The sequence below is a fragment of the Bdellovibrio sp. genome (assembly GCF_047637665.1).
GTDB lineage: Bacteria > Bdellovibrionota > Bdellovibrionia > Bdellovibrionales > Bdellovibrionaceae > Bdellovibrio.
On record NZ_JBLJBT010000016.1, the window covers coordinates 1 to 12,004 of the forward strand.

Sequence of the window (12,004 nt, forward strand, 5' to 3'; positions counted from 1 at the left end):
TCATTCCTGAATACAAGAAACAAGGTCAGAGGTCCGAACCTCGCCCAAATCAGAGCGAGGTCTTAGGTTCGTATACACAGTCAGAGGGATCAGTTTTGGATCACTTCAGTTTAATGTCGACAGAATTTGCCACGTCATTGTTAAAACCGCGAACTTGGACGTGAATCATTTTCTTGGCCCAATCAATCGTTGCGAGGCCGAAATTTTCTTTGCTGTAGATGGGGCCAAGATAGTGGCTGTCTGTATCTGTATAGGAATTGGCGCGATTGATAGAACTCGCGGTAATATCATAGAGAGGACCATAACCTTTAAGGTCCACCTTGGCGATCGTAGCCAGATGGCGATCCCCGCTGAGGACGATCACATTTTTTGCTCGGGTCTTTTTTATCAAATCAAAAAAACGCTGGCGCTCGCGAGGAAAGTTGTCCCATTTTTCGTACTTAGGCTCATTGGCGACAAGTTGAATGCTGCTGACCACGAAGCGAACGTCCGCGGGGCGCTTCAGTTGTTCTTCCAGCCATTGCCACTGGGATTCTCCTAAGATGGTGCCTTCGTTCTGAGGTTCGTAGTCATAGGCTTTTCCCTCGTAGCCAGGACGCTCTTTCAAGGGACTGCGATAGTAGCGTGTATCCAGCATGATGATCTGGACGGATTTCTTCTTAGGCCCAATGATCTTTGCGTGATAGATCCCACCTTGCTCTAGGGGGATGCTGTTGCGTACGTAAGTCCAATAGTTGAGGAAGTCGCGGCGGGCACTATCTTTTCCTGACCAATCAGCTCCACCATCTCGTTGTCCGAAATCGTGATCGTCCCAGGTTGCCATAAAAGGGATTTTTTCGCGAACAGCTCGATAGTCTGCAATCAAATCCAATTTACGATACTGATCTGCGATGGGTTGTTGGGACGGATGACTGGCATAGACGTTGTCCCCCATAAATAAAAAAAGATCGGGTTGAGCCGCGGCGATATCTTTCCAAAGGGGCTCCGGTTGATCTTGATTGGCGCAAGAGCTAAAGGCGACTTTTGTTAACGTGGCCGAATAGTCGATGCCTCGAGAGGGGAAGGTGGACACATAGGTTGTAACCGGAAGCCCTGTTTTCGGAGTCTCGGCATTTTTCGGAGTTTGGGCGCAAGCCACGAGCAGCAATGCTAATAACAAGGTTTTCTTCATAGAGCCTCTCTTTAAAATCTTTCTTATTTCATTCGACCTCAATGGCTTTGGCAAACTTTTTCGATCTCATTTTGAAACACGGCACGGGCCTTGTATTAAAGGAAAGTTATGAATAAGAAAATGCAGTGGTTTACCAGAATAAGTGCAGTTTGTTTTGTGGGGTTGGCGATTTTAGCGACTGAACTCTCATTAGTGGGACTTCAGCACCGCAATCTCACAACGAGACAGCCAATAAGCGGCGTCCCTGTTCAAAGGCTCGGCAAGCGATTTGAGTTTCAAAGGAACATGCAAGCCGCAAAAAAGTGGGCCGAGAGGTTGGATACGCAAGCCTTGGATCTTTTGCAGGTTTCGTCGATGGGACGCTTTGAAAGATGGAGCAAGGACATTGATGTGGATGGGATGAAGAGACATTATACTCAAGACATGATGGCTCATTTAAAAGCCATGACCACGGTGTTTAAAATGCGTCGGGAAAATGGTGGTTTTAAGAAGCTTCGTGAATTTGAATTTCAAAGCATGATCAGAAAGAGCGACTATTTACTCGCTCTTCCGGCCACGAAATCCAGTTTTGAATTTGTCAGTTCAGATCAGCGCCAAGCTCAAGTGATCCATGAGTTGGTAGCTCAGTACAACAAAGAGCGGGTGCTCTTTGATCAGAAGGTTATCACGGTTGCCAAGAATAAATAAAAAAAAGGGGCTTTTAAAAAGCCCCTTTTTCATTCATCTATTTGCGCTCGCTGATTGGAGTCACTTTTCTTTGTGCGGAACCTACGTACTCGCTCAAAGGACGGATGATACGGTTGTTCGCCGCTTGTTCCATGATGTGTGCAGACCAGCCCGTTGTACGAGCCATCACGAAGATCGGAGTAAAGAAGTCGATCTCAAAACCCATCATATAGTAAGCAGGGCCAGCAGGGAAATCGAGGTTCGGATAGATTTTTTTCTTATCTACCATAACTTTTTCCAATGAATTGTACATCTGCATCCATTTTTGATCGCCGATCACATCAGCCATCACCTGCGCATACTTTTTCATGGTTGGAACGCGAGAGTCCCCTGACTTGTAAACACGGTGACCAAAGCCCATGACTTTTTTCTTTTGCGCCAAAGCATCAATCATCCATTGTTCTGCTTTCGCCGGGTCTGCGATTTCCATCATCATGTGCATGACTTGTTCATTCGCTCCACCGTGAAGAGGTCCCTTCAGGGCGCCGATACCTGCGACAGTGGCAGAGTAAAGATCCGATTGAGTGGAAGTCACAACACGCGCTGTGAACGTCGAAGCGTTGAAGCTGTGTTCTGCATAAAGGATCAAAGAAACATCAAAAGCCTTTACAACTTCTTTTTGTGGCACTTTTCCAAAACACATGTGGAAGAAGTTTTCTGCGATAGATAGATCCGCCTTCGGAGGAATGAAATCCAAACCTTTTTTGAAGCGGTAGTCAGCAGCGACCATTGTTGGAATTTTTGCCAACAACTGAATCGCTTTATCCATATCTGTTGCAGGGGAGGAATCCCAAATTCGAGCATCTTCACAGCCTTGGAAAGAAACGGCCGTGCGGATGGAATCCATAGGATGACATTTTTGTGGAAGAGCTTTGATGACATTCAACAATGTCGTTGAAATCTCACGATAGCCACGCTCTTTTTTCGTGAAGTCCGCAAGCTGAGAAGCATTGGGAAGTTCGCCATTGTATAGAAGGTAAGCCACTTCTTCAAATGAGCAGTTTTCTGCCAAATCCTGAACAGGGTAACCGCGATAGATCAATGAATTCGTGTCCGGATTCACCTTAGAGACAGAGGACGTATCAATAACGGCTCCCTCAAGACCTTTTTTAACGTTCATCTTCTCCGGTTCTGGAACGTAATCTGGATTGATATACTCTGCCATCTGTCCTCCTCTTAAGGTACGCCGTACCTTTTTGCATTGCGATGCGTAATATGTCTATAAAGTAATGGCTCAAGCTAGCCTGGCCCCCCGGAGGCGGTCAACTTTTTAAGCGAATCCCGCTTTGCGCCACCACCTGAAACAAGCGGTTCTGACTGACAAAGCCAAGTTGCCCACTCAGCTTAGGCTGCAAGATAAGAGTTTCGTCGACCCCGAGGGATTACGTAGGGAATTTATTAATGAGATTTGGGAGCTGTGGCTGGAACTCTGCTATTTACGTCGTACATGCCAATGGCCTCTACAAGACGGTAAGTTTTGTTATATCGAATAAGAGTTCCTGATTTTACATCCTTATAGATGGTTATCTCGGTCTGAGAATGGCCATCACCTTTTGGAACAACCTCTTCTTTAAATTCAACTTTTTGGAAGCGAGTTTTTGCTCCCTCTAGAGTGATTTCATTCTCACCCTCCGCAGGTATCCATATATATCCCATAAGGGTTTTGGAATCTTTACTAAAGTTTGCGGAAATTCTTTGGGCCTGGGTTTCTTGATCGTAGTAATTCAATGTATAATAGCCATCTTTTTCACTTCGATCATTTGAATAACCCAAAATATCGGTAAACTCTTTCTCGGACGTTTTTCCAACAGCCAAAGAGCGCAAATTTTCTAACGACACTCTATTTGTCTTTTGGACGGAGGGGGACGCGCAGCCAACAATTAACGAAAGAGAGATAAGCATAAATAATTTCATTTTTTATTCCCTTTCAGTTTGAGTTTTTCTCCATACTTTTTACTAAACCAACCATAGGCATTGGGGGTTATCGTTTTTAGTTTATCAGGGGAAAAGATAAAATACTCCATATTATTCGCATAATCCTCTTCTGGAGAAATTTTACCGTCTTCTTCCACGTAACCTGTTTTACGGCCATAGTAGTATAGATTTCCGTCGGTCTCCATTTCCAACGCCCAGCCAGCAGCTCGACGATAGTCCTGCCGCTCTCGTTCTGGTAAATCCACATAGACCTGATGAATTAGCTCATGCGCCATAATACGCTGGGTGCCTATCTTACTAGAAAAGGCCGTATCGTATAATACAATCATCCTACCTCCATTGCTTGCTGGATTAGGGTGATCCTTCGATTTCCTCATACGGTAGATACCTGTTATATTATTACTCAAGAGTTCTTCAGGGAGCCCCTCCAGAGCCTCGATCACTTGCTCTTTATCTGCATCACTCCATCTATTTACTGCTTCAACGTTGTGAGGCCAATGTGGTGGGCGTCCATCTCGCACCATTTTTAAGAAGTAGTCAGCCCCCAGTGATCTCTTCCGGCAGTGAGCCGTAACTTGAGTCGCTCGAATGAAGGTTCCATCTGATCGGGTGTAGCTATTCCTAAAATGGGATCTGACATGATACTCATCCGCAGAGCAAGTAACAGCATGAGCCGATGCAGGGAGGTAGTGTAGGGAAATCAAAAAAAGGTACTTAAGTGACATAAACAACTTTCTATCAACATATCGTCAAAAATACAAAAGCAGAAGTCGCTAGTGGTCACTTGACGCAATACGAATTAAAAGAACTGTCAAAATCGCCAGCTAAATACTTTCGCTCTATTTCTTTGCGCTATTTGTAGTCTAGCAAAAGCCTCCTATTCTCATTGCTGGCGTGGGCTCTCTTCGAGAAGCTCATTTGTGGCAAGGGGGTTTCATGGCACAAAAAAACTTTCTGTTGTTGGACGATGCAGGAAATACGACGGAGAAAGGGCGCCGCAGATCGCGTCTGTTGCGAAAGTTGGCTGGTGACTATGCAGAGCAATGGAATAGCGACGTCGAATATCTGTATATCGAAGAAATGAACTTTCGAGCCAACTCACAAAAAAAGATTAAACAACTGGCGGATAAAAGAAAAGAACACGAGCTTCAATTAGCCGAGGAGCTGTCGGCCTTGCCTGTTCACGTGCATATTGATGTGGTCGCAGGAGCTCCCTTAGAGGTGATTTTAGAACGCATGGAAAGTTCTCCTCGTCCTGAAATGATTGTCATGGGTACGCAAGGGCTGCGCGGACTCAAAAAACTTTTTCTAGGAAGTGTTTCCGAGGAGGTTCTTAGAAACGCGGAGGTTCCGGTAATGGTTTTAGGTCCCGAGGCCCAGGAATTGGAGTTTAAAACCAACTTTAAAAAGAAAATGCCCATTTTGGTTTTAACGGATCTGAGGGTGTCCAGCCGACGTGCTGAAAAAACCGCGATACAATTCGCCAAGAAGTTGGGTGTGAAGGTTTTGCTTTTCCATTCTGTCGGGGATCAGATTCGTCGCATGCAGGAAAACGTCTATATGACGGGTTACGTCCCATTTTCTTTTGATAAGGTGATTGAAGAGATGAAGGCCGACGCGAAAAAATCCATGGATAAACGAAAAGCCGAGTTCGAGCGCCAGGGAGTTTCGGTTGTTGCGGATCTGATACTCGAGTCTGAGTATCTGGAGGACTCTTTGAAGAAAGAAGCCCGCAAAGGCTTCCAGCTCATTGTCATGGGAACGCACAGTCGCAATAAAGTTGTAAAGGCGTTTTTAGGGAGTACGGCTCGTAAAGCCATTCTTTCCTCACCCGTTCCTGTGGTCGTCGTGCGCTCTTAGATCTCAATCTGTCGACAAAGCCACTCTTCCAGTTCGCTGAGTCCGACAGCAATGTCAGAATATCTTTCACGCAGTGACGAGAAAACACTCTTTACGGTTTCGCTGCGATAGGTTTTGCCACGCAACTGATTGGTCATATCGTCAATCACTTGAGGATAAAGGCAGTCGGTGAAGATCTTAAGATCTTTGATAAGCCCCTCTTCGACTTGAAACTGAAAATCAAAGAAGCCCAGCGACAAATATTCATCCATCTTGTGATTGAACTCGAGAGTGTTGCCATAAAGCCAGTCCCAGGAACTCAAAGAGTCATACTGGGCTTTCAGCTCAGGGATTTGCTGAAGACTGGTCATCGTCAAAGATTCAATCTCGGCCTTCACATGATAAAACTTTTCAAAAGAAGCTACCATAGATTCGACGATATTGTCGTGCTGAATGCTTGCGACCACTTCGTTAAGGTTGGCCACGCGAGCGCGCACGGACTCTTTGCCCTTTGCTTGAAGCTTCTTCGGGTTGGGAGTCAAATAGTTGCCAAGGCGAGTAAGATCCGCATGCAAGAGCAAAGTCCCGTGATGGAAGGCGCGATCTTTTTTTTCACGATAGGCGCTGCCGCTAAATTTGCGGGGGCCATCGTGAAAGGGAATCAAAAGATCATTGCGTCCTGAAGCTTCGCCGGTGATGCCAAAACTTTTGAGTGCATCAAAAATAATCTGGACGTTGTTATCGCGTTTATAGGACTCTTTCGGAGACAAGAAAGTGAAGTTGGTGTTGCCCAAGTCATGAAAAACAGCGCCACCGCCGGTCGTGCGTCGAGCCAGATGCACCTGATCTGTTTTCATCTTCGCGAGATTGCACTCAGACCACGGATTTTGATTTCGTCCAATCACGACGGTTTCTTCATTTCTCCACAAAAATAAAACCTGTTGAGAAGGATCGAGATTATGAAAGATCCACTCTTCTGTTGCCAGATTGAGATGGGGATTGAAACTGTCAGAGAGAAAGACTTTAAGTTTTGCCACGGGGATATTCTATCCTTTTGAAAATCAAAAAAGACTCATTTACGGATTCACAAAAGAAGAGGGGAGGCCTGAAGCCTCCCGATCTTATTCGCGTACTTTAAAGTTAAAGATGCTCGAATCGAACGTGTTGTACTCATCATAACGAGTGAGCGCATACAAGTCCTTACGGTGTTGCATCTTATCCAAAAGTCCTTCTTGAGTGCCTTTGGCCTTGATCTCTGTCAAACCACTGACGGTGGCCCCCATCGCAAGACGGAAGGTGGTCACGGGATAGATCACGATGTTGTAACCCAGGTTTGAAAGCTCTTCATAAGTATAAAGGCGTCCTTTACCGAATTCAGTCATGTTCGCCAAAAGGGGAACATTCACGGCCTTACGGAAAGTTTCAAATTCTTTTTCGTTTTCCAACGCTTCAGTGAAAATGCAATCCGCACCGGCGTCGATATAGGCTTTCGCGCGATCAATCGCTTTATCTAAACCTTCCACCGCACGGGCATCCGTCCGAGCGATTAAAAGGAAGTTCTCATCTAATTTCTTTCCGCGAGCTGCCGCAGCGACTTTGCGAGTTGCTTCCTCGCGAGTCACAAGTCCCTTGCCATCCAAGTGCCCACAACGCTTCGGATTGATTTGGTCTTCAATATGGCAGCCTGCAAGTCCCATCTCGATCATCTCTTGAACCGTGCGAGTCGCACTCATCGGTTCACCGAAGCCGGTGTCAATATCAATGATCGTCGGAAGTTTCGTCGTGCGTGAAATTTGACGGCCGCGCAAAGCGACTTCCGTCAAAGACGTCAAACCGATGTCGGGATACCCCAAATCATTGGAAAGCACAGAACCGGAAATATAAACACCGTCAAAACCTTGTTTTTCAATCGCCATACTGACAAGCGGGGACCAAGAGCCCGGGAACTGAAGAAGTTTGCCGGTCTTTAAAGCGTCACGAAAGTTTTTGCGTTTTTGTGCGGGAGTGAGTTCGGGGAATAACATATATATCTCTCCGTTTTAGTTTGGGCGGCGGGGACGCAGAATCCCCACTCTTCATCCCCCGACGGCACGATGGCCGTCAGGAAGGCCTCTCTGGAAGGACAGATGTCTCGTCACCGAGAACAGCTGTCTAAAAAGAAGATCTAGAAGATCCCCTTAGTATCACGTTTATTATTAAGCAGTTTATCAATAGGAATCTGTACATTGAGTTGTTGAACTTGTTCAGCACTCAAATCAGCCAAATTCTCAGTCAAAGAGATGAAACGATTGCGCTCCTCTTTGGTGATAATTCCGTCAGTCAAAGTGTCAAATTTACGGATGTAATCCGCACGCTTGAACGGACGAGCTCCTGCAGGGTGAGCATCAGCTACGCCCAACTCATCAACCAGCTTTTCACCGTTTTTGAAAGTGATTTCAACACGGCCACCGAAACGCTTTTTGTCTGGATCTTGCTCATGGTACCAAGCGGTCCACTGTTTATCTTCCACAGTAGAAATCTTGTGCCACAAAGCCACAGTGTCAGCGCGTTTTGCGCGCTCTGGAGCGTAAGAGTTCACATGGTGCCAAGTGCCGTCTTGCAGAGCGACTGCAAAGATGTACATGATCGAGTGATCTAGAGTTTCACGTGAAGCATTTGGATCCATTTTTTGCGGATCGTTTGCGCCCGTACCGATCACATAGTGAGTGTGGTGAGACGTGTGGATCACGATATTTGCGATATCATCGAAGTTCGTGATTTTTTGTTTCATCTTGCGAGCCAAGTCGATCAACGCTTGAGATTGATACTCTGCAGAGTGTTCTTTCGTGTAAGTCTCAAGGATGGCGCGTTTTTCTTCACCCACTTCTGGAAGTGGAACTTCATATTTTCCGTTTTTGCCGGAAAGCATGTAGGCGATCACAGAGTCTTCACCTTCATAGATTGGTGACGGAGCACCTTCGCCGCGCATAACACGGTCTACAGCTTCCACCGCCAATTTACCTGCATGAGCAGGAGCGTAGGCTTTCCAAGAAGAGATTTCACCCTTGCGTGACTGACGAGTCGTGAAAGACACGTGAACTGCCTGTTGAATGGCTTGGAAGATCGTCTCTGTCGACAAACCAAGAAGTGTCCCGATACCAGCGGCTTGAGCCGGGCACAAGTGAGCGATATGGTCTTTTTTGAACTCATGCAAGCAGATCGCTTTCACAAGATCGACGTGGATTTCATAACCAGTGACAAGACCTTTCAAAAGATCTTTACCTGATTTGTTCATCTGTTGAGCCACAGCCAAAATTGGCGGAATGTTATCGCCAGGGTGAGAATAATCCGCAGCTAAGAAAGTGTCATGGAAGTCCAACTCACGAACCGCAGTTCCGTTGGCCCAAGCCGCCCACTCACAGTCAAATTTCTGATCGTTAGGCATACCGAAAACAGTGGCGCCACCATTGCGAGGATGAGCAATCGCCATGGCGCGAGCCGAAGCAACCGGGCGACGATTGGCTGCTGCGATGGCAACAGAGGCATTGTCGATGATACGGTTGATCACCATATCAAGAACGTCAGCTTTAATAGGAGCATTGTCAGAGGCAATTTCGGCCATTTTCCAAGCAAGTTGGTCTTTGCGATCAATCTTCTCTTTAGAAGGGTAAACGCGAACGAGATGTTTCTTCATGAAAGGTCCTTTCTGGATTGAAAAATACAAAACAACCCAACCTAAACTGGGCGGTCAAAAGGGTCAAGAATCCGGCGGAATGGAGGATATTCGCTCAGTGCGTCGCGAGAGGGTTCCAGCCCGCTTTATCATGGAAGTCGGCGGCAGAGCCGGGGTGGCGGAGGGCCCAATAGCTTTTTTCTCCGTTAGAGAACTCAATCACGGCCGTCAAACCATAAGATTTGATTTCCCAGGGAGAAGAATTTTGAATCTCGATTTGAAAGTGAGCTTCGTTGGCCTCGGTGCTTCGCTCCTTCAGACGCACGGTGATATTGGGAGAGGGAGTCATGCCATCGCGATAGCTGCCGAATGAATAGGCATTCCAGTTGCCATTGGGGGAGCAGTTGATCTCGAAATAGGGGTCATTTTTTTGATCACCCGAGGAAAGAAAGGCTTCCAGGCAGGTGGTTTTCCAAAGCCCATCCTCTCGAGTTTCAATCACCCCGGGGGAGGGCCAGACGACTTGAGCAAGAGGGCCGAGCAGCTTGAATTCAATCAGAAGAGTGTGGCTGGAAATTTGAAACAGCTCGGCCTGCACCTTAAAGGAGGCGGCGGTGCCCGTGTTGTTGAAGGCCAATAATGACGTCACTTCCGTTTCTCCCAATTCAGTAAAGCTGTGAAAAGTATTTTTCCATCGCTCGCTCGTACCCCGCGATAAGCCGTCTGTCCTTTTTCGGACGACTCCACATCAGGGGATTGGCAGCTCCGTTCAATAAGAACTTTATCGCCCAGATGGGTTTCTGCCAAAAAGTTAACGGAGTAGGATTTTAAAAGCAGAGTTTTATGCAACTCGTAGGGGATGGCGTCTAAAATCCACTGTGAGTATTTCGTGTTGTTGACGTGCAAGTTGATATCCAGGTCGGAATTTCGAACCCGGTATTTTGCCAAGCTATCGTAGTTCCCCGTTACGGGAATCTTCTCGGTGCTGACTCCGGTAGAGCGGGGATATGCGATTTGCCCCCAGGGGCGCAAGTTCTGCGCGGGAAGAATTTTTTTAGTTTGGCGATCCAAGGCCAGCCAACTGGTTGAGCAAAATCCGATTTCTTTTTTATCTTCGTTGATAAGGGCAAACTCGCGGGTAATGAAGGCACCTTCCGGTGGGCGCAACCATGTTTGAATTGTAATGTTCTGCCCAAATCGAGGCCATTCTCGCATTTCCAAGGTCTGCCGGGTGACGACCCAGTAAAGTCCTTCGGACTCCATTTCGCGAACTCCAAAACCCAAATGTTCCGCATGCATCCATGCGGTCTCCTGAAGGAGGTTGAGGGCGCCATAAAGTCCTAAATGTCCCTGAGGATTCACGAGCAGACTTGTAATTCTATAGCTTTCAGTCCAAGGAGCATTTGTTGGGTTATTCATGGAATCATGCTCCCACATTTTCTGCCGGAAAACATGAAATAACTCTTATCTCAAACGTAGAAATTGCAAAAAAACAGAAAGTAATTTACACCAAACAAGGTATAATATATTAGCTTATGAAGTTCTTGGTGATGTTTATAAATACTTGTCACCTTCCCGAGGTTGTGTTTATCCTTAAATATTATTAGGTGGATTCACATGAGACAAAAAAATATGTTAGCAGATTTCTTGAAGCAAAAACGTGTATTGGCGGGTCTTTCTCAAAGAGACGTAGCGGATAAATTGGGATACTCAACGCCTCAATTTATTTCTAACTGGGAAAGAGGAGTTTCTCATCCTCCCATTAATGCACTTAAAAAATTGGGTGAACTTTATAAGGTTTCAGCAGATGACCTTTTTGAAGTGACTTTGAATGCGACGATCAATGAGGTGACTCAAGATCTTCGCCGCAAATTTGCAAGCAGCAAAGCTCGCTAAGATTAATTTAGGATCAAGTTTGCAATCGTAATAGAATAAGGAAGCCCCTTTTTAAGGGGCTTTTTTTTTCGCGAGAGCTCATCGCTTTCATCCTTAAATTAGAGTTGTCGTCACTTTTTTAATGGAGGATCTTTGTCTATCCACTCTCTTGTGTCAGAATTCAGGTCTCTTTGTGAAGAGCTGTCCTCTTATATTGAGCAAGAGGGTTTGTCGGTACGGCCCTATAGCAGTGAGCATCTTCCTTATTTTCTTCAGCTCCCTCAGCAGACACAAGAGGAGGTGACGGATCAACTTCATGATTACTTGAGTATATGCAAAAACGTCTACAAGGACGGTCATCAGCTCAAAGAAACGTCGTTTTTTATCCATAAAGCCTTGGAATACTATCAGTTCGATCACGACCCCAAGCTTTTTGAGTATATTGAGCATCCTCGCCATATTGCAGAGTTTTATAACCTTCGGAACACCCAGTTTTTTAGGACTTTGAATTTCTTTGAGGTCACAAGTTACACCATCGAAGACATCTACTGTCGTAAATGGGTGGATCTTTATGAGCGAGACGAAGAAATCACGCAGATGATGTACGATAAAGTGATGGACTTGGTGCGCGGGCGATCCAAAGGAAATATTTTTGTGTCGCGGGAGCATGTGGTGAAAGAGCGTGTGTCCCTAGAACGATTGGAGTTGGAGATTCGCGGCTTGCATATTTCTACTCTTCACAAAAACGGAGAGTTGGTGGCTTTGGCTTCGGTCATTAATGGCCGAGCCAGATTTCTCGAGTGATC

General features: G+C 46.1%; 13 protein-coding genes. 4 read left to right on the top strand and 9 right to left on the bottom strand.

From position 1 onward, the window contains the following. Positions 1 to 100 precede the first annotated feature (100 nt). Positions 101 to 1,171 carry an alkaline phosphatase D family protein gene (locus ACM64D_RS04000; RefSeq protein WP_415061891.1) on the bottom strand — a complete coding sequence of 357 codons (1,071 nt, stop codon included), beginning with the start codon at positions 1,169 to 1,171 and terminating at the stop codon, positions 101 to 103. 108 nt (positions 1,172 to 1,279) lie between these two features. On the opposite strand from ACM64D_RS04000, the gene ACM64D_RS04005 reads away from it, so the two are divergent. Next, positions 1,280 to 1,858, top strand: coding sequence for a hypothetical protein (locus ACM64D_RS04005; RefSeq protein WP_415061892.1), 579 nt, complete (start codon positions 1,280 to 1,282; stop codon positions 1,856 to 1,858). 37 nt (positions 1,859 to 1,895) lie between these two features. Here the strand turns inward: ACM64D_RS04005 and ACM64D_RS04010 are convergent, their stop codons facing one another. The 3 genes from ACM64D_RS04010 to ACM64D_RS04020 all read right to left on the bottom strand — a co-directional run bounded on the left by ACM64D_RS04010 (position 1,896) and on the right by ACM64D_RS04020 (position 4,557). After that, a complete protein-coding gene (locus ACM64D_RS04010; protein ID WP_415061893.1) occupies positions 1,896 to 3,062 on the bottom strand; it encodes a bifunctional 2-methylcitrate synthase/citrate synthase in 1,167 nt (388 codons plus the stop codon). Positions 3,063 to 3,295: 233 nt separating this feature from the next. Then, a complete protein-coding gene (locus tag ACM64D_RS04015) occupies positions 3,296 to 3,811 on the bottom strand; it encodes a hypothetical protein (RefSeq protein ID WP_415061894.1) in 516 nt (171 codons plus the stop codon). Then, the gene (locus ACM64D_RS04020; RefSeq protein WP_415061895.1) at positions 3,808 to 4,557 is read right to left on the bottom strand and encodes a hypothetical protein; all 750 of its coding nucleotides are present in this window, start codon (positions 4,555 to 4,557) and stop codon (positions 3,808 to 3,810) included. Before ACM64D_RS04020 ends, ACM64D_RS04015 begins: the two co-directional genes overlap by 4 nt. A gap of 211 nt (positions 4,558 to 4,768) precedes the next feature. Between ACM64D_RS04020 and ACM64D_RS04025 the strand changes: the two genes are divergently transcribed. Further along, positions 4,769 to 5,692, top strand: coding sequence for a universal stress protein (locus ACM64D_RS04025; protein ID WP_415061896.1), 924 nt, complete (start codon positions 4,769 to 4,771; stop codon positions 5,690 to 5,692). On the opposite strand, the gene ACM64D_RS04030 is transcribed toward ACM64D_RS04025, so the two are convergent. The 5 genes from ACM64D_RS04030 to ACM64D_RS04050 all read right to left on the bottom strand — a co-directional run bounded on the left by ACM64D_RS04030 (position 5,689) and on the right by ACM64D_RS04050 (position 10,742). Further along, positions 5,689 to 6,708 carry a lipoate--protein ligase gene (locus tag ACM64D_RS04030; protein WP_415061897.1) on the bottom strand — a complete coding sequence of 340 codons (1,020 nt, stop codon included), beginning with the start codon at positions 6,706 to 6,708 and terminating at the stop codon, positions 5,689 to 5,691. The two genes, ACM64D_RS04025 and ACM64D_RS04030, sit on opposite strands and share 4 nt — an antisense overlap. An 84-nt stretch (positions 6,709 to 6,792) precedes the next feature. Then, positions 6,793 to 7,695: a methylisocitrate lyase gene (gene prpB / locus ACM64D_RS04035; protein WP_415061898.1), complete on the bottom strand. Its 903-nt coding sequence runs from the start codon at positions 7,693 to 7,695 to the stop codon at positions 6,793 to 6,795. A 140-nt stretch (positions 7,696 to 7,835) separates the two neighbouring features. Next, positions 7,836 to 9,344 carry an MmgE/PrpD family protein gene (locus ACM64D_RS04040; RefSeq protein ID WP_415061899.1) on the bottom strand — a complete coding sequence of 503 codons (1,509 nt, stop codon included), beginning with the start codon at positions 9,342 to 9,344 and terminating at the stop codon, positions 7,836 to 7,838. Between the two features lie 94 nt (positions 9,345 to 9,438). Further along, positions 9,439 to 9,972, bottom strand: coding sequence for a DOMON-like domain-containing protein (locus ACM64D_RS04045; RefSeq protein WP_415061900.1), 534 nt, complete (start codon positions 9,970 to 9,972; stop codon positions 9,439 to 9,441). Next, the gene (locus tag ACM64D_RS04050) at positions 9,969 to 10,742 is read right to left on the bottom strand and encodes an acyl-[acyl-carrier-protein] thioesterase (RefSeq protein ID WP_415061901.1); all 774 of its coding nucleotides are present in this window, start codon (positions 10,740 to 10,742) and stop codon (positions 9,969 to 9,971) included. Before ACM64D_RS04050 ends, ACM64D_RS04045 begins: the two co-directional genes overlap by 4 nt. Positions 10,743 to 10,940: 198 nt before the next feature. On the opposite strand from ACM64D_RS04050, the gene ACM64D_RS04055 reads away from it, so the two are divergent. Next, positions 10,941 to 11,219: a helix-turn-helix domain-containing protein gene (locus ACM64D_RS04055; RefSeq protein WP_415061902.1), complete on the top strand. Its 279-nt coding sequence runs from the start codon at positions 10,941 to 10,943 to the stop codon at positions 11,217 to 11,219. Between the two features lie 132 nt (positions 11,220 to 11,351). Next, positions 11,352 to 12,002 carry a hypothetical protein gene (locus tag ACM64D_RS04060; RefSeq protein WP_415061903.1) on the top strand — a complete coding sequence of 217 codons (651 nt, stop codon included), beginning with the start codon at positions 11,352 to 11,354 and terminating at the stop codon, positions 12,000 to 12,002. Positions 12,003 to 12,004: the final 2 nt, after the last annotated feature.